Below are 17,665 nucleotides of genomic sequence, written 5' to 3'. Positions count from 1 at the left end.
GCCATGGGGGCCGTAGTCGGAATGGGCGGGGGGAGGAGCGGTGTTACGAGGGGGTCATGGGGCGACGATGCTGGCGGAGTCGCCCTCCTGGCCGATCAGTACGGCATTGGCCCAGTTGGCGCAGACCTGGGCGGGTTGACTGCCCTGCGCACCCAGCGTGCGCAGGCTCAGGGTGGAAAGGCCACGGATGTCCAGCTCCGGCTTGACCACGCCGGGTGCCTTCACCAGGCCGCTGTCGTACAGCAGGCGGTTGTCGCCCCAGACCTGGAACTGCAGGCCACCGGCACTGCGGCAGGCGTCGTCGATGCCGAGGTCGGCACGCAGCAGGTGCCAGCCGCCCTGCAGGCGCAGGTCGATGCGGCTGTTGGCGCCGACGCCCAGGCCACGGCGGAACTGCAGGCCGTTCATGCGCATGCCGGCATCGCCACGGAACGACTGGTCGGCGCGCACCTGGCTGGCCAGCGCGGCCGGCACCGGCAGCTCGGAGAGATAGCGCTGCCGGGCCGGTCGCTCCGGTTCCTGGTGTTCGAGGATGTGGAAGGTGGACAGGGCGATCGGGCCGACGTCGCGCGGCTGCAGCGCATCGAAGGCGCGGGCACTGCCCTGAGCGGCGGTGACCATCGGATCGGTGCTGCTGGCGCCGTCGCCTTCGGGGTTCTGCACGCTCAACACGCGGAAGCGCAGCAGGCGGCCGGCATGGGCCGGGAACGCGATGCGCTGCACGCCTTCCTTCAACTGCAGGCGGCCACGCGCGATCGGCTCACCCCACTCGCCGTTGCTGTCGCCCAGGTAGACCTCGTAATCGCGTACCTGGCCGTGCTTCCAGTTCTTGTCGTTGCGCGGCGCGATGTCGATGCCATCGATCATCCTGCGCTCGCCGAACCCGATCACCCATTCATGCGCACCGGTGCGCACGGCCTGGTTGCGCACACTGCGGAACCAGGTACCCGGGTCATCATCGAAGGCGTTTTCCAGCGCGTGGCCGGGCTCTTCGGCCGGGCGGTTGACCACCAGCAGGCTGTCGGCCGGCAGTTCGCGGCCGAGCACCGGCGCGGCCGGATAGGCGTCGTCGGCAGCGGCGGCGGCGACCGCGAAGTCCAGCTGCAGTTGCAGGGGCTGGCGGATGTCCTGGCTGGCGGTGCGCACATGCAGGGTGCCGCGGCGTTCGGCGGCATCGAAGTACCATCCTTCAGCAGCAGCGTTGAACGCAGCGGCATCAGCCAGCGCCGGCAGCGCGCGGCCAGCGGCCTGCACCGCACGCGGCGCCTGGCGGCTGAGCACGCGCAGGCCGTAGCGGCGCTGCGGCAGCTGGCCGTTGTACTGGCCCTGCACCGGATCGATCTGTACCTGCACCGGGCCACTGCCCTGCGCCGGCGCCTGCACGCGGATCTGCTGCGTGCTCGACTCGCCCTGCTGGTAGCGGCGCGTGTTGCCATCGTCTTCGTACAGCGTGTACTGCGACTCGCCCTGCGGATACAGGTCGAACGTCACTTCATCCAGCGGCTTCTCGCCGTCGAACAGCATCGACGGGTACATCGGCAGGATCGCACCGGCACGCACGAATACCGGCAGCGTGGCCAGGTCCACCTGGCGGTCGAGCTGGCGGCCGTCGGCGCCAGCCTGCACGCGGCGGCCATCCCAGTAGTCGATCCAGCCGCCGGCCGGCAGGTGAATGTCGCGGCGCCAGCCACGGCTGGCGGCCTGGCTGCGGTACACCGGCGCCACCAGCAGATCGCGGCCGAGCAGGAACTGGTACTTGTAGGTTTCATCCTGCGCGTGCGGGTCGCGCGGGTTGTCCCACATCAGGCCACGCACCGGTGGTGCGCCGGTCTGCGCGGCCTCGTGCACCAGGCCGTACATGTACGGGGTCAGGCGCATCTTCAACTTCAGGTAATCGCGGTTGATGCTGCGGTAGGGCTCGTCGTACCACCACGGATGCTTGCGTGCGTTCGACGACCAGCCGCTCATGCCCATCAGTACCGGCGTGAACGCCTTCCACTGCAGGTCGCGGGTGAAGGTCTCGGCGCTGCCGCCGAAGATCGCATCGACGTCGCCGCTGGCATAGGCCATGCCGGACAGGCCGGAACCGACCAGGGTCGGCACGTGCCAGCGGATGTAGTCCCAGCTGCTGCTCTGGTCGCCGGTCCAGGCCACGGCGTAGCGCTGGATGCCGGCCCAGCCCATCACCGTCCACAGGAACGGGCGCGAATCGGAATTGTCGAGGATGCCGTTGAACGCCTGGCGGTTGGCGTCCATCGCGAACTGGTAGCCCTTGCCGGTCCAGGCCACGTCCAGCTTCTGCACGCGGCTGCCGGCCTTGCCGACTTCCCAGGCGATCTTGTCGACACCGTTCTCGGTCCACAGGCCGGTGCGGAAGCCGTAACCGGCCAGGCCTTTCACGGTTTCCGGCAGCTGCTTGTAACCGCAGCCGTAGCCGTCGTTGGGCAGGATCCAGCCACCGGGCATGTCGTGGGCGCGGTACTGCTTGGCCACGCTGTCGATCACATCGGGGGTGGTGCCGGTCGGGCCGTCGCTCCAGCCTTCGGGCACGGTGCCGGGCTTCTTGCTGTTGTCGCCATCGTTGTAGCAATCGGCGTCGCCGTAGGACAGCGCCCAGCGCGCGACCATGTTCGGGCGGCCAGTCAGCTGGGTGTAGCGCTCGATCAGTTTCGGCAGGTCGGCGCCGACGAAGTAATAGGCATCGAAGCGGTCTTCGCGATGCAGCAGCGTGGACTGGTCGGCCTCGCGCAGATCGTAGCTGCCATCGCTCCAGGTATTGCGCAGCATGCCCCAGCCACGGCTGCTCAGCAGCATCGGGGCAGGGCTGGGGCGGTCGCCCTCTTCCCAGCCGCCGGAATAGGACACCTCCAGCTCGCGACCCTTGAACTGGTAGCGGCCGTTCTGCTGGCCGCCACCGAAGTAGCCCTCATCGGCCTGCGAGGACAGCACCTGCACGCTCTGCGTGGCATCCAGGTCCAGCGGCTGCAGTTCCTGCCACAGCGCGGTGGGCTGGCCGTTGTCCAGCCGTTCCAGGCGCATGCGCAGCGGCTGCCGCTGTACATGCAGCACCAGGGACTCGGTCCGCACGCGGATTTCCTGCGCGTCTTCTTCCAGCTTCGCCTGCACGTTGGCCTTGGGCTGCGGCAGTACGATCGGCGCGGCCTTGTCGCCGGCGCCGGTCAGCGTGCCGTTGCGGCCTGCCTGCACGCGGATGATGTCGGTGGCCGGCAGTTCGATGCGGAGGCGCGCGCCCTTGTCGGTCTGCAGGTCCCAGCCCTGCACGCCGTCGCGGCTGGCGCTGGCGGCAACCGAATGCAGGTTGCCGACCGACTCGGCCTGGGCCGGCATGGACGCCAACATCAATGCCGGCAACAGAGCCAGCATCAGCGGCGAGCGACGAACGCAGATTTCCACACGGACTCCCAACCCGTTCACCGGGCGTTTCGAAAGCGGTTGGGCCGACTCTAGGGCAGCGATTCGAAAGATGTCAACAAATTGAAAGGAAAAAGGAAGATATATTCCGTTGAAACGAAAGTTGTTGCGTCGCAATACTTTGTGTAATCGATTGCAGCTGCCTGTTAAGCATTGTGCGATACGGCATTCGCCCCGTTCTTTCGTTTTCCCGAGCGCCCGGCAGCGGGAAAAGTCATCGCGTCATTTTCTTTCTTTTTACTTTCGATGTTTGACATTTCGAAAGAAAACGCAGATGGTGCGCTGGCCCAACTGGAACCTCCGAATGGACGTCACCCTGCTTTCCGATGTGTCCGCCTGGCAGCGCCTTGGCGGAGCCGATACCGCTACCGAAATCGCCCAGCAGCCAGCGCTGTGGGAAGCCCTCGCCCAGGATCTGTCGCGTGCCCGCGACCGCCTGCAGGCCTTCCTCGGCGGCAGCCTCAACGATCCCAACCAGCGCGTGCTGTTCACCGGCGCCGGCAGCTCCGGCTTCATCGCCGAGATGGTGGCCGATGCGATCAACGCGCAGTGGCCGGCCGAGGTGCGCGTGGTGCACACCACCAGCCTGCTGACCCATCCGGCGCTGTACCTGCAGCGCGACCGCCCCACCCTGCTGGTCTCGTTTGGCCGCAGTGGTTCCAGTCCGGAAAGCGTGGCCGCGGTGGACCGCGTGCGCGCCGATGTGGATGAGGCACGCTTCCTCGACATCACCTGCAACGCCGATGGCGAACTCGCCCGTCGTGGTGCCGGCCGTGCCGATACCTGCACGCTGCTGATGCCGTCGGCCAGCTGCGATCGCGCCTTCGCCATGACCAGCAGCCTGACCTGCATGCTGCTGGCCGCACTGACCGTGTTCGATCGTTCGCCGTGGGATGCGCGCGTGGCGCGCCTGAAGCAGATCGCCGCGCTGGCCCGCGAAGGCCAGGCGCAGTGGGATGCACCGGTGGCGGTGCTGGCGCAGCGCCCGTTCAACCGCATCATCTACCTCGGCAGCGGCCCGCTGGAAGCGCTGGCGCGCGAGTGCGCGCTGAAGGTGCTGGAGCTGACCGCCGGCCGCGTGCTGGCGCTGGCCAACACACCGCTGGGCTTCCGCCATGGCCCGAAGTCGACGCTGGACGGCAACACCCTGGTGGTGGTGCTGCGCAGCGTGCAGCCGCTGGCGCGCCGCTACGAACAGGACCTGCTGGAAGAACTGCGCCGCGATGGCGTGGCCGGCCAGGTACTGGCGATCGGCCCGCATTCGGACATCGGCGCCGACGACGAATACACCCTCACCGTGCCGGCACTGGACGATCCGTGGCTGGCACCGGTGTGGCTGGGCTTCGCGCAGCTGTTCGCGCTGCAGCGCTCGGCCGCGCTGGGCCTGACCCCGGACAACCCGTTCCCGGACGGCACCGTCAACCGCGTCGTCAAGGGCGTCACCATCCACCATGGCTGAGCTGATCGCCCACGCCTGCTACGGCATCGACATCGGCGGCACCAAGATCGAGCTGGTGGCGTGCGATGCGGCGATGCAGGTCACCTGGCGCCGCCGCGTGGCCACCCCACAGGGTGACTACGACGGCTTCCTGAAGGCGGTGGTGGCGCTGGTGGCCGAGGCCGATGCGGCGCTGGGCCGCGGTGATGCCGCCATCGGCATCGCCCTGCCCGGCGTGCGCGACCGCCGCAGCGGCCGCCAGCTCAGCGCGAACGTGCCGGCACTGACCGGCCAATGCGTGGCGCAGGATCTGCAGGCACGCCTGCAACGCCCGCTGCACTTCGGCAACGACCTGCAGTGCTTTGCCCTGTCGGAAGCGCATGGCGGGGCCGCCGACGGCTACCCCAGCATGTTCGGCGCCATCCTCGGCACCGGTGCCGGTGGCGGCTTCTGCCTGCAGGGCCGGCTGCTGTCCGGCTTCAACGGGCTGGCGGGCGAATGGGGCCATTGGAGCGTGCCGGGCCACCTGCTGCAGCGCCATGGCCTGCCACTCATCGACTGCGCCTGCGGCCTGCAAGGCTGCGTGGAGCGCTACGTGTCCGGCAGCGGGCTGGCAATGATCGAGCGTCACCTCGGTGGCAGCGCCACCGACGCCAGCGCAGTGATCGCCCTGGCCGAAGCCGGTGATGCGCGTGCGCGCAAGGCGCTGGACATCCACCGCGATCTGCTTGGCCACAGCCTGGCCGCGCTGGTGCTGGCGCTGGACCCGCACGTGATCGTGCTCGGCGGTGGCCTCTCGCAGTACGCGCCGCTGTACCAGCAGCTGCCGGCGGCCATCGCCGCTCATCTGTTCAACGGCGTGCAGGTTCCGCCGATCGTGCCGCCGCGCTTCGGCGATGCTGGTGGCGCACGTGGTGCCGCCCTGCTCGCCTGCCAACCCTCGTTTTCCTGATTGACCGGAGCCTGACCATGTCCCCGTTGCAGACCCTGCTTGCCTCCCACCGCGCCGGTGCCAACGTCGGCCTGTACAGCGTCTGCTGCAGCAACGAGCAGGTGCTGCGTGCGGCCATGCATGTGGCGCTGGCGCACGGCACCGTGCTGCTGATCGAGGCCACCTCCAACCAGGTCGACCAGTTCGGCGGCTACACCGGGATGACTCCGCCGCAGTACCGCGATTACGTCAGCACGCTGGCCGATGAAGAAGGTTTCCCGCGCGAGCGGCTGATCCTGGGTGGCGACCACCTCGGCCCGAATGCCTGGCAGAAGCGCCCGGCTGCCGAAGCGATGACCCACGCGCGCGTGCTGATCGAAGCCTACGTCGCCGCCGGTTTCCACAAGATCCACCTCGATTGCAGCATGTCCTGCGCCGATGACCCGGTGCCGCTGCCCGACGCCATCGTCGCCGCGCGCTCGGCCGAGCTGGCCGAGATCGCCGAACGCACCGCCGCCGATCATGGCCTGCCGCCGCCGGTCTACGTGATCGGTACCGAAGTGCCGATTCCCGGTGGCGAAGCCTCGCTGGCCGAAGGCCTGCAGGTGACCACGCCCGCTGCTGCCGCGCAGACCCTGGCGATTCATCAGCAGGCGTTCGATACGCCGCAGCTGCGCGATGCGTGGCAGCGCGTGATCGCCATGGTGGTGCAACCGGGCGTGGACTTCGACCACAGCAGTGTGCACGAGTACGACCCGGCCGCCGCCAGCACGCTGGCCGACTTCCTCGAACAGCAGCCGCGCATCGTGTTCGAAGCGCATTCCACCGATTACCAGCGCGAAAGCGGGCTGCACGCGCTGGTGCGCGACCACTTCGCCATCCTCAAGGTCGGCCCGGCGGCGACCTTCGCCTACCGCGAAGCGCTGTTCGCGCTGGCCGCGATCGAGGCTGAACTGTTGCCGGCCGCACTGTGCTCGCGCCTGCCGCAGGTGCTGGAAGAAGTGATGGTTGCGCAGCCGAAGTACTGGCAGTCCTACTACCAGGGCGATGAGGCAGCGCTGCGCCTGCTGCGCAGCTATTCCTTCAGCGACCGCTGCCGCTACTACTGGGGCGAGCCCGCGCTGGTGCAGGCGGTGCAGACCCTGTTCGCCAACCTGGAACAGCACGCGCCGCCGCTGGTACTGCTCAGCCAGTACCTGCCGGAGCAGTACCGCGCCGTGCGCGAGGGCACCCTGGCCAATACGCCTACCGCGCTGGCACGGCATCGCGTCGGCCTGTGCCTGGGCGAGTACGCCCGTGCGTGCAGCGCCAACCAGGCCGGAACCCGCACGCATCACGCAGACGCGGCTGCCGCCGTTGCTGCGAACGGCTAATCTCTACCTTTCCCCGCGACACCGAGAATGGCCATGCGCAACACCCGCTCCCGCCGGCAACAGATCCTGCAGCTGCTGATCGAGCACGGCTCGGTGCAGGTGGCCGATCTGGTCGAGCGCTTCGGCGTGTCGGCGGTGACCATCCGTGCCGACCTGACCCACTTCGAATCGCAAGGCCTGGCCAACCGTACCCACGGTGGCGCCACGCTGGTACGCACGCCGCCGCAGGAACAGGACATCCACGAAAAGGACGCACTGAACCTGCCGCTGAAGGAATCGATCGGCGCGTGTGCCGCGCGCCTGGTGCGGCCCGGTGACAACATCATCATCGACTCCGGCTCGACCACGATGACCCTGGCCCGTCACTTGCGCACCCAGCGCGACGTGACGGTGATGACCAATGGGTTGAACATCGCCTGGGAACTGGCCAACGCGCCCGGCATCAACGTGCTGCTGACCGGTGGACTGCTGCGCCAGCAGTCGTTGTCGCTGCAGGGCAGCCAGGCCGAAGCCAGCCTCAACTCCTACAGCTTCGACACCCTGTTCCTGGGCGTGGACGGCCTGGACCTGCAGTTCGGCCTGACCACCCACGATGAAGCCGAAGCCCGCCTCAACCACCGCATGGTCGAGCGCGCGCGCCGCATCGTGGTGCTGACCGACGCCTCCAAGTTCGGCCGCGTCAGCCTGCACCGCATCGCACTTCTCGATCAGATCCATGCCATCATCACCGACGCCGGCATCGACGACGCAACCCGTGAAGGGCTGCAGCGGCTGGGCATCGAAGTGATCATCGCCGAGCCCACTGCATGACCGACACCCGCACCCTGCATGGCCGCATCCTCACGCCGCTGGGTTGGCGGCGTGGCCACGTCCACTTCGATTCGCACATCCGCCAGCTGCAGGTGGACGACCACAGCGGCGCTGACGACCTGCAGCTGCCGGTGATCCTGCCCGGCTTCATCGACCTGCACGTGCATGGTGCGGCCGGCGTCGACCTGATGCAGGGCGGCGACGTGGCACGCACCATCGCCCGCACCCATCTGCGTTTCGGTACCACCACACTGCTGGCGACCACCATGACCGCCGGCCTGGATGAGATCGAGCACGCGCTGCACGGCGTGGCCGCAACCATCGCAGCGCCCGATGCCGATGCCGCCTGCATTGCCGGCGTACATCTGGAAGGGCCGTTCATCAGCCCGCAGCGGCTGGGCGCGCAACCCAACCGCACCATCGAGGCGACGCTGGCGCTGGTGCAGCAGCTGCACGCGCTGGCACCGATCCGGGTGATGACGCTGGCGCCGGAAATCGGCGAGCACACCGCACTGATTCCCGCGCTGGCGGCAATGGGCATTCGCGTGCAGCTCGGCCACAGCGCCGGCACTTACGAAGAGGGTGTTGCTGCCCTGCAGGCGGGTGCCTCCGGCTTCACTCACCTGTTCAACGGCATGACCGGCGTCGACCACTACCGGCCTGGCATCGCCGCGGCGGCGCTGGCACATGCGCAGTACGCCGAGATCATTCCCGACCTGCAGCACATCCATCCCGGCGTGATCCGCCTGGCCGCGCGCGCGATTCCGCGCTTGTACGCTGTGACCGACGCCACCGCCGCCACCGGCATGCCCGATGGCGAGTACGCGCTGGGCGAACAGCGCGTGCACAAGTGCGGCGGCTGCGTTCGCCTGGCCACCGGTTCGCTGGCCGGCAGCGCACTGACCATGGACCAGGCGCTGCGCAACCTGGTGCGTGTGGGACTGGAACTGGCCGATGCCTCGCATCGCGTGTCCACCTTCCCCGCCGATTACCTGGGCCTGGATGATCGCGGTCGCATTGCGCCCGACGCCCGTGCCGACCTGGTGGTACTGGATGCCGGATTGCGCCTGCAGCAGGTGGTGATCGGCGGGCGCGTCGTCGATCTGACCTGACGCAAGCGATGCGGCCCGGATGCCGCGCGGGCTCCCTGTAGAGCCGAGCCATGCTCGGCTCGCCGCGCGAAGCGCGGCATGGGGAACCTCGATATCGGAACGGAAAGCAGCCGAGCATGGCTCGGCTCTACAGAATGCACTCTGCGACGAACCGCCGCCGGGCCTGGCCCGGCGCTACCACAGGAACTGCCGATGACTGCAAGCACCGCCCCGCGCTGGCCCGTACGCTACCTGCTCTTCATCGGCGGCCTCGGTGGCCTGTTGTACGGCATCGACATCGGCATCATCGCCGGTGCCCTGCCCTATCTTGAAGCGACCGCCAGTCACGCCTGGCAGCTCAGCAGCCAGCAGCTCGGCTTCGTGGTGGCAGCCGTACTGCTGGGCAGCGTGCTGTCCTCGCTGTTCGCCGGCATGATCGCCGACCTGATTGGCCGCCGCGGCGCGATGCTGCTGGCCGGCCTGCTGTTCACCGCCTCGATTCCGATCATGGCACTGGCCTCCGGCTACACGCCGCTGCTGCTGGGACGCCTGCTGCAGGGCATCAGTGGCGGTTTGATCGGCGTCGTGATTCCGTTGTACCTGGCCGAAGTGCTCAGCCCCGAACGGCGCGGGCGCGGCGCGGCCATGTTCCAGCTGCTGCTGACCGTTGGCCTGGTGCTGGCAGCCCTGATCGGCCTGTACCACGCCCATGCCGTGGATGCCGCCGCCGAGGCCGTGCGCTCGCTGCCGGTCGCGCAGCAGGCGCAGGAACTGTTCACGGTGAAGGACCACGCCTGGCGCACCATCTTCTGGACCTGCCTGGCGCCCGGCCTGCTGTTCTGCGCCGGTATCTTCTGGCTGTCCGAATCACCACGCTGGCTGGTGCGCCGCGGCCGCATCGATGAAGCCCGCCGCAGCCTTCAGCGCGTCCTCCCCGCCGCAGACGTCGAGCCCACGCTGGCCCAGATCCAGGCGCCGGAATCGAGCAGCAGCGACGGCAAGCGCGACCCGCTGCTCAGCCGCCGCTACGTGGTGCCGTTCGTGCTCGCGTGCGTGGTGCTGGCCTGCACCCAGGCCACCGGCATCAACTCGGTGCTGGCCTACGCGGTCAACATCCTCAACCAGGCCGGCCTGTCCGGTTCGGTGGCCAACGGTGCCGACGTGGCGATCAAGCTGCTCAACGCGGTGATGACCGTGGTCGCGCTGCTGCTGGTCGACCGCAAGGGCCGCAAGTTCCTGCTGATGCTGGGCAGCGGTGGCATCTGCGTGGCCCTGCTGGCGGCGGCCACGCTGTTCTTCCAGGCCGAGCGCGGACGCGCCGATGTGCAGCCTCAGCTGCAGGCGGCGGTCAGCGGCGACGGCCTGCAGCTGGTGCTGGATGACGCGCAGTGGCAACGCCTGAGCAATGGCATCGACAGCCAGGGCCGACCGATGCAGCTGACCGTGTCGTACGCCTATGGTGATTTCACCAATGTGCGCGCCCTGCGCAGCGACAACCTGATTGATCGCGAACTGCGCATCGAGCGCACCGGCACCGTGCAGCCGGACAGCGTGATCGGTGCGTTCTTCCGCAAACTCCACCTGAACCCATTTGCCGACCCGGCCAGTGCCAGCCAGGCGCCATTGCGCATCGAGCAGGCCCGCATTGGCCCGGTGCCGCCACCGGCACACGGCTGGGCCGTGGCCACCTGCATCCTGGTGTTCGTCGCGTTCTTCGCCGTCGGCCCCGGCGTGTGCGTGTGGCTGGCACTGTCGGAGCTGATGCCGAACCGCATCCGCTCCAATGGCATGAGCATCGCGCTGCTGATCAACCAGTTCGTGTCCACCACCATCGCCGCCCTCTTCCTGCCCACGGTGGGCCACTACGGCTACGCCAGCATGTTCGTGTTCTGGGCGGCGTGCACCTTCGTGTTCTTCCTGGTGGCCGCATTCTGGCTGCCGGAGACCAAGGGCAAGTCACTGGAGGAGATCGAGGCACGGTTCGCCCGGTAGCAGTCGACCTTGGTCGACCTCCGCGCGCAACGCGTTGGTGTTGGCGCGCCCGTCACTGACCGGTGATGTGCTTCGCCAACGCCTGCGCCTCGGCGATGCTCGGCAACCCGCTCAGCATCATCGATTCACCGAACGGGCCTTTCACCGTCGCCACCATCAGCACGCGGCCGTCCACGCTGAGCGCCGCGCGCTGGCCCACCAGTGCTTCCGTACCATCGTGGATGCGCTGGTGCGCTTCGGGCCGATAGCGGATCTGCAGGCCCGGCTGCTTGGCCTCGTCCAGCACGTAGCGCACATCGGCGATGTCGGCGCTGCCAGCGATCGGCGGCTCGCGCAGGGCGAGCGTTTCGCCCTGCCACTGCGCCTGCCTGCCCTTGCCGTCCGCATCGACCGCGCTCAGGCGTACATCCACACCCGCGCGCGGCGCATGATCCTTGCCTGCCAGCGCACCGGGCGTGGCACCCGGCATGCATCCGGCCAGCACCAGCGCTGCGCCCAGCAGGAACGGAAACGCGCCCCTCACTTCAGCTTCCGCAGCTTGAACGCCACCAGCACCTGCAGCAGCCCGTACAGCAGGCTGCCAATGCCGATCCACAGCGTGGTCACCGCCACGCCTGCATACGGATTGGCCGCGAACAGCAGCCCCAGCACCGCCGCCAGCACGCCACTGAGGATCAGCAGCCACTCGCCCTGGATCTGCTTGCGCACGCGGATCGCGAACACGATGCGATAGATGCCGGCCACCAGCAGCCATGCCGCCAGGAACAGTACCAGCACGCTGGCGGTGGCCAGCGGATTGATCACCGCCAGGATGCCGAAGCCCAGCGAAGCGATGGCATACAGCGCCAACCAGCCACGCGAGGCACCACTGCCGCCGCTGACCAGTGCGAACAGGCTGATGACGCCTTCAACGATGGCCATCACGCCCAGTGTCCACGCTAGTGCCATCGCTGCGGACAGCGGCCAACCGATGGCGATGATGCCGAAGCCCAGTGCGACGAGCCCGTACAGCAGCAGGATCCACCAGCTGCGCCCAACCGCCGACAACAAGGGAGACAAGGGGGAATTCATGGCCACTCCTCCGATCCGGAACCGGCCTCATCCTAGCCCCTGTGGATGAAGAGGGCGATCACGGCGCCCGCGCACAGACCCACACGCGCACCTCCGCTGCGCCGGCCAGGCGCAGCGTCTCGGCGACCTCCATCACCGTGCTGCCAGTCGTCATCACGTCATCGACCACGGTCAGCCGCGAGGGCACGGAACCACGCACGTCGAATGCATCGAACAGGTTTTCCCTGCGCTGTTCGGCCGTGCGTTCAGACTGCGGTGCGGTATGCCGCTGCCGGTACACCCCCTGCCAGACCGGCATCGGCAGCAACCGGCACAGCTCACCGGCCTGGTTGTAGCCGCGCTGGCGCAAGCGTCGCCTGTGCAGCGGCACCGGCACCAGCGGCGTGCACGACCACGGCGGCGGTGCGCGCTGCATCAGCTGCGCGAGCAGGCGTCCAGCGGCGAGATCCTGATGGAACTTGTAGCGGACCAGCAACTGGTCGACCGGTGGCAGGTACAGCAGGCTGGCGTGGGTAGCCGCCTGTGGCGGTACCTCCTCGCGGCAGGTGCCACAGACGATCAACGCGGTGTCGGGCAACGGCAAGGCGCAGCGCAGGCAGGCACGGCCTGCCCAGGGCAGATCGGCCAAGCAAGCCCAGCACAGATCAAGATCATCGTGGCCCGGGTCGCCGCAGACCAGGCAGCGGAGCGGTAGCAGCACACCAAGCAGTGCGCGCGAGACACGGGTTGCCGAACGCAGGAGATAAGTACGCATCACCCAATACTTGATGGCGCACGCCGCGTGCGGCCATCGGCGAAGCACCGATTGCAGTGTCGGAACTGCCCTCAACTGCGACGGGGGCCGCCGCCCGTCAGGAGAGGCGTTCGCCCTGTCCGGTCGCCGGTGGCGTAGCGGCGGGCCCGATCAACAACTCCGCCAGCCCGCGATAGATCGGCACCCTGCACACCAGCCCGGACACGCCACGCGCGATCAGCACCGTGGCCAGGATCGGCAGCAGCAGATCACCACTGTCGGTCAGCTCCAGCGAGATCACCGCCGAAGTCAGTGGCGCCTGAGTGACGCCGGTGAGGTACGCACACATGCCCAGCAGCACGAACGCGCGCGGGTCCACGCCGGGCATCAGCACCGCCAGGTTGTGCCCCAGTCCCGCACCGACCGCCAGCGCGGGCGAGAACAAGCCTCCGGGAATACCGGCCACGTACGATGCGAGGTTGGCCAGCAGCTTCATCAACCCGAACTCGTGGCCGACCACCGCCTGCCCCTGCACCAGGCTGCGCGCCTGCTCGTAGCCGGTGCCGAACGCGCCTTCACCGAAGACCAGGGCGAGCAGTACCACCACCAGGCCGCAGCCTGCGGCCAACAGAACCGGATGCCGCTGCCGCAGTTGCCCGAGCCAGCGCGGGCGGCCCGCCGCACTGGCCAGCACCGCACGCGCGAACAGGCCACCCAGCAGGCCCGCCACCACGCCGCACAGCAGGATTGCCAGCCAGCCCTGGCCGAGCGGCAGGCGTGCGCTCACATGGCCGAAGTAGGTGTAGTTGCCCAACAGGCCCAGCGACACCACGCCACCGACGATCACCGCGGTCAGCAGGGTGCCTGAGAAGCGATGCTCGAAACGACCGCTGAGCTCCTCGATGGCGAAGACGATGCCGGCCAGCGGCGTGTTGAACGCCGCCGCGATACCCGCCGCACCACCGGCCAGCAGGAAGTGCGAGAGCTCGCGGGGATCCTTGAAGCCGAACCAGCGGCCGAACAGGTACATCAAGCTGGCGCCTACGTGCACAGTCGGGCCCTCGCGGCCCACCGAGGCGCCACCCAGCAGTGACAGCGAGGTCAGCAGCAGCTTGCCGGCCGAAACCGCGGGTGAAAGGTTGGTCTTCCGGAACGGCTCATCGGCCTTGTCCAACGCGGCGATGACCTGCGGAATGCCGCTGCCGCGCGTGGGCTTCAGCACACCGGCGGTCAACCAGGCCAGCAGCGCGAAGATGCCCGGCGTGAGCAGCAGGGCCCACCACGGCGAGTGCGACGTGATGCGCTGGAACAGATGGAACGCCGCGTCGCTGGCCTTGGCGAACAGGATCGCCACCAGCGCCACGGCCACGGCGCCGCCCCAGAGCGCGGCGCGGCGGCGCCAGGCTTCGCTGAGAACCAGCGCGGTGATGCGGCCGCGGAGGCGATGGAGATCGGTCATGGGAAAGAGTCTGCGCGCCAGCGCTTCCGTTGGGCAGCGGCCACTTTGGCCGCAGCCCTTGCAGGATGCGGTGAAATGCGGCGTTTCCGCCAGGCTTGATGGGAGCGGCCAACCGTAAACCACAATAGCAACATTGAGGTTGACAGTGTTCATCAACCCACCCACACTGCCGCCCTCGCTCCACTCGTACCCAAGGTCCCGCCATGGCTGCTGCCATCCGCTACGACTGGCAACACGACGAACTGCAGGCGCTGTTCGATCTGCCGTTCCCCGAGCTGCTGTTTCGCGCCGCAGCGGTCCATCGCGAGCACTTCGACCCGTCGCAGGTGCAGGTGTCCACGCTGCTGTCGGTGAAGACCGGCGGCTGCCCGGAAGACTGCGCGTACTGCCCGCAGGCGCAGCGCTACAGCACCGGGGTGAACGCGCAGAAGCTGATGGAGACCGACGCGGTGCTGGCCAAGGCACGCCAGGCCAAGGCCGCCGGTGCATCGCGCTTCTGCATGGGTGCCGCATGGCGTTCGCCGAAGGATCGAGACATTCCGAAGGTCGCGGCGATGATCGCCGGGGTGAAGGCACTGGGTCTGGAGACCTGCGCCACGCTGGGCATGCTCAGCGGCGAGCAGGCGCGTGCGCTGAAGGACGCCGGCCTGGACTACTACAACCACAACCTCGACACCGCGCCGGACTACTACGATTCGATCATCCACACGCGCCAGTACCAGGACCGCCTGGATACGCTGGAACACGTGCGCGATGCCGGCCTGAAGACCTGCTGCGGCGGCATCGTCGGCATGGGCGAGACGCGCGCGCAGCGCGTCGGCCTGCTGCTGGCGCTGGCCACGCTGCCGGCGCATCCGGATTCGGTGCCGATCAACAAGCTGGTGCAGGTGGCGGGTACGCCGCTGCATGGCAGCGCCGAACTGGACCCATTCGAGTTCGTGCGCATGATCGCGGTGGCCCGCATCGCCATGCCGCGCTCGATGGTGCGGCTGTCGGCCGGGCGCGAGGCGATGAGTGACGAACTGCAGGCGCTGTGTTTCCTGGCCGGCGCCAACTCCATCTTCTACGGCGACAAGCTGCTGACCACCGGCAACCCGGAAAGCGAGCGCGACCTGGCCCTGTTCGCTCGGCTGGGGTTGCAGCCGATGGCGGTGCAGGTGGATGCCGAAGGCCACGACCACGGCGGTACCGTGCACGCCGATATCAGTGCCGATACGCCCGGCTGTGGCTGCGCTCACGCGGCCTGAGACGGGCCGCAAGCAGGCGCCGCGGCAACGCGCTACCCTAGCCGCCCCGTCGACGCATTCAGCCACCATGGCCCGCCCCGACCTGACCGCCCGCCTCCACGCCCAGCGCGCTCTGCGCGATGCCCAAGGCCGTCGCCGCCCGCGACGCACGGTCACCCGTCGTGATGGCGTGCGCCTGGAAGTGGACGGCCAGTGGCTGACCGGCTTCTGCAGCAACGACTACCTGGGCCTGGCCCAGCAGTTCAGCGTGGTCAACGCGCTTCAGGATGCCGCCGCACGCGAAGGCGCTGGCGCCGGTGCCTCGCACCTGGTCTGCGGCCATCATGCCTTGCATGAGGCGCTGGAACGCGAGGTGGCCGAGTGGCTTGGCTATCCACGTGCGCTGCTGTTCGGCAGTGGCTTCGCCGCCAATCTGGCGGTGCAGCAGGCACTGCTGAGCGAAGAGAACGATGTCTGCGTACAAGACAAGCTCAACCACGCCAGCCTGCTCGATGCGACCCGGTTGGCCGGTGCACGTCTGCGCCGCTATCCGCACCTGGATCCGGAAGGCGCAATGCGTCAGCTCAAGCACGCGCCCGATGGCGCGGCCATGCTGGCCACCGATGGTGTCTTCAGCATGGATGGCGACATCGCACCGCTGCGTGCATTGTCGCTTGTGGCACGCCTGCAGCAGGCGCTGTTCTATGTGGATGATGCGCACGGTGTCGGCGTGGTCGGTGATGGCCGTGGTGCCGTGGCCGCCGCCGGGCTGGGCGTGGACGACGTACCGCTGCAGCTGGTCACACTGGGCAAGGCACTGGGCGGTTCCGGTGCGCTGGTGCTGGGCCGCGACGACCTGATCGAGCATCTGGCCGAAACCGCGCGCCCGTACATCTACACCACCGCCGTGCCACCGGCGATGGCCGCTGCTGCGCTTGAAGCAGTGCGCCTGGCGCGCCGCGACCACTGGCGTCGCACAAAGCTGACCGACCTGATCGCGCTGTTCCGCACTGAAGCGCGTCGCCATGGCCTGGACCTGATGGCTTCGGAAACACCGATCCAGCCGCTGCTGTGCGGCGATGACCGCACCGCCGTGGCGATGTCCACGGCGCTGGAACAGGCCGGCTGGCTGGTCGGTGCAATCCGCCCGCCGACGGTGCCGGAAGGCAAGGCACGCCTGCGCGTGACACTGTCCGCGCTGCATACGCCGGAACAGGTGCGTGGCCTGGTGGAGGCCATCGCCAGCGCGCGCGATCGCGTGACCCTGGCCGTGCGTGAAGCCGCGCCACCGCCGCTGCCCGCTTTTGCCTGAGTTCCGTGTCGTTGCCCATGCATATTGACGTCACCGGCCGTGGGCCGGACCTGGTACTGATCCACGGCTGGGCCCTGCAGGGCGGTGTATTCGCGCCGCTGGTGCAGCGCCTGGCAGACCAGTTCACCCTGCACCTGGTCGACCTGCCCGGCCATGGCCACAGCCGCGACGACACCACGCCGCTGCGCCTGCCGTTCGTGGTCAGTGCCATTGCCGCGGCCACACCGCCGGCGGTGTGGTGCGGCTGGTCGCTGGGTGGCCTGTTCGCACTGCATGCGGCGGCCACGCTGCCGAAGGTCCGCGGCCTCGCGATGATCGCCGCCACGCCGCGCTTCGTGCGTGGCGAGGATTGGCCGCACGGGGTCGAACCGGCAGTATTCGAGCAGTTCGGGCGTGAGCTGGCGACCGACTTCGGCGGCACGCTGGAACGCTTCCTCGCGCTGGACGTGATGGGCTCGGCGCATGCCCGCGAGGAACTGCGCACCCTGCGCCAGCGCCTGGTCGAGCGCGGTGCGCCCACCGAACGCGCCCTGCTGGAAGGCCTGCGCCTGCTGGAGAGCACCGACCTGCGCGGGGCACTGCCGACGCTGGGCAAGCCCAGCCTGTGGATCGCCGGCCAGCGCGACCGCCTGGTGTCACCGGTCGCCATGGAGGCCGCTGCGGCGCTGGCCCCGGGTGCGCAGGCGCTGACCATCGCCCACGGCGGCCATGCGCCCTTCCTCGGCCATGCCGACGAAGTGGCTGCCGCCCTGCAACACTTCGTTGCCGGCCTGTCACCGGCCGATGGCGGACAATGA

14 protein-coding genes are annotated in these 17,665 nt (G+C 68.5%); 9 read left to right on the top strand and 5 right to left on the bottom strand.

Annotation, left to right across the window (positions count from 1 at the left end):
- Positions 1-54: 54 nt before the first annotated feature.
- A complete protein-coding gene (locus G5A07_RS19050) occupies positions 55-3,414 on the bottom strand; it encodes a TIM-barrel domain-containing protein (RefSeq protein ID WP_191863827.1) in 3,360 nt (1,119 codons plus the stop codon).
- 322 nt (positions 3,415-3,736) lie between these two features.
- Between G5A07_RS19050 and G5A07_RS19045 the strand changes: the two genes are divergently transcribed.
- The 6 genes from G5A07_RS19045 (at position 3,737) to G5A07_RS19020 (ending at position 11,067) form a co-directional block, all read left to right on the top strand.
- Positions 3,737-4,891 carry an SIS domain-containing protein gene (locus tag G5A07_RS19045; protein WP_143994158.1) on the top strand — a complete coding sequence of 385 codons (1,155 nt, stop codon included), beginning with the start codon at positions 3,737-3,739 and terminating at the stop codon, positions 4,889-4,891.
- Positions 4,884-5,822: an ROK family protein gene (locus tag G5A07_RS19040; protein WP_191863826.1), complete on the top strand. Its 939-nt coding sequence runs from the start codon at positions 4,884-4,886 to the stop codon at positions 5,820-5,822. Before G5A07_RS19045 ends, G5A07_RS19040 begins: the two co-directional genes overlap by 8 nt.
- A gap of 17 nt (positions 5,823-5,839) precedes the next feature.
- Positions 5,840-7,174: a D-tagatose-bisphosphate aldolase, class II, non-catalytic subunit gene (locus G5A07_RS19035; RefSeq protein WP_049454061.1), complete on the top strand. Its 1,335-nt coding sequence runs from the start codon at positions 5,840-5,842 to the stop codon at positions 7,172-7,174.
- Positions 7,175-7,207: 33 nt separating this feature from the next.
- Positions 7,208-7,984, top strand: coding sequence for a DeoR family transcriptional regulator (locus tag G5A07_RS19030; RefSeq protein ID WP_010482152.1), 777 nt, complete (start codon positions 7,208-7,210; stop codon positions 7,982-7,984).
- Positions 7,981-9,096, top strand: a complete 1,116-nt coding sequence (gene nagA, locus G5A07_RS19025; protein WP_134959179.1) for an N-acetylglucosamine-6-phosphate deacetylase — start codon at positions 7,981-7,983, stop codon at positions 9,094-9,096. Before G5A07_RS19030 ends, nagA begins: the two co-directional genes overlap by 4 nt.
- 192 nt (positions 9,097-9,288) lie before the next feature.
- The gene (locus G5A07_RS19020; RefSeq protein ID WP_049454064.1) at positions 9,289-11,067 is read left to right on the top strand and encodes an MFS transporter; all 1,779 of its coding nucleotides are present in this window, start codon (positions 9,289-9,291) and stop codon (positions 11,065-11,067) included.
- A 52-nt stretch (positions 11,068-11,119) separates the two neighbouring features.
- Here G5A07_RS19020 and G5A07_RS19015 read toward each other — a convergent pair whose 3' ends face one another.
- The 4 genes from G5A07_RS19015 to G5A07_RS19000 form a co-directional block, all read right to left on the bottom strand.
- Entirely contained in the window at positions 11,120-11,590 is a 471-nt protein-coding gene (locus tag G5A07_RS19015; protein ID WP_049454066.1) for a hypothetical protein, read from the bottom strand.
- Positions 11,587-12,138 carry an HdeD family acid-resistance protein gene (locus G5A07_RS19010; protein WP_191863825.1) on the bottom strand — a complete coding sequence of 184 codons (552 nt, stop codon included), beginning with the start codon at positions 12,136-12,138 and terminating at the stop codon, positions 11,587-11,589. The genes G5A07_RS19015 and G5A07_RS19010 overlap by 4 nt, the downstream gene beginning before the upstream one ends.
- A 58-nt stretch (positions 12,139-12,196) precedes the next feature.
- Positions 12,197-12,892, bottom strand: coding sequence for a ComF family protein (locus tag G5A07_RS19005; RefSeq protein WP_019661633.1), 696 nt, complete (start codon positions 12,890-12,892; stop codon positions 12,197-12,199).
- A 97-nt stretch (positions 12,893-12,989) separates the two neighbouring features.
- Positions 12,990-14,330 carry a chloride channel protein gene (locus tag G5A07_RS19000; RefSeq protein ID WP_071305542.1) on the bottom strand — a complete coding sequence of 447 codons (1,341 nt, stop codon included), beginning with the start codon at positions 14,328-14,330 and terminating at the stop codon, positions 12,990-12,992.
- A 203-nt stretch (positions 14,331-14,533) separates the two neighbouring features.
- Here G5A07_RS19000 and bioB point away from each other — a divergent pair, with 203 nt between their 5' ends.
- The 3 genes from bioB (at position 14,534) to bioH (ending at position 17,665) form a co-directional block, all read left to right on the top strand.
- Positions 14,534-15,577, top strand: coding sequence for a biotin synthase BioB (bioB, locus tag G5A07_RS18995; protein ID WP_049454071.1), 1,044 nt, complete (start codon positions 14,534-14,536; stop codon positions 15,575-15,577).
- 67 nt (positions 15,578-15,644) lie between these two features.
- Positions 15,645-16,868, top strand: coding sequence for an 8-amino-7-oxononanoate synthase (bioF, locus tag G5A07_RS18990; protein WP_049480069.1), 1,224 nt, complete (start codon positions 15,645-15,647; stop codon positions 16,866-16,868).
- A 17-nt stretch (positions 16,869-16,885) separates the two neighbouring features.
- A complete protein-coding gene (gene bioH, locus G5A07_RS18985; RefSeq protein WP_191863824.1) occupies positions 16,886-17,665 on the top strand; it encodes a pimeloyl-ACP methyl ester esterase BioH in 780 nt (259 codons plus the stop codon).

It is taken from the genome of Stenotrophomonas sp. AS012628 (genome assembly GCF_010608305.1).
GTDB classification, from domain to species: Bacteria; Pseudomonadota; Gammaproteobacteria; order Xanthomonadales; family Xanthomonadaceae; genus Stenotrophomonas; species Stenotrophomonas geniculata.
The sequence above is the reverse complement of the archived record's forward strand: the minus strand, read 5'-3'. Positions and strand labels throughout refer to the sequence as shown.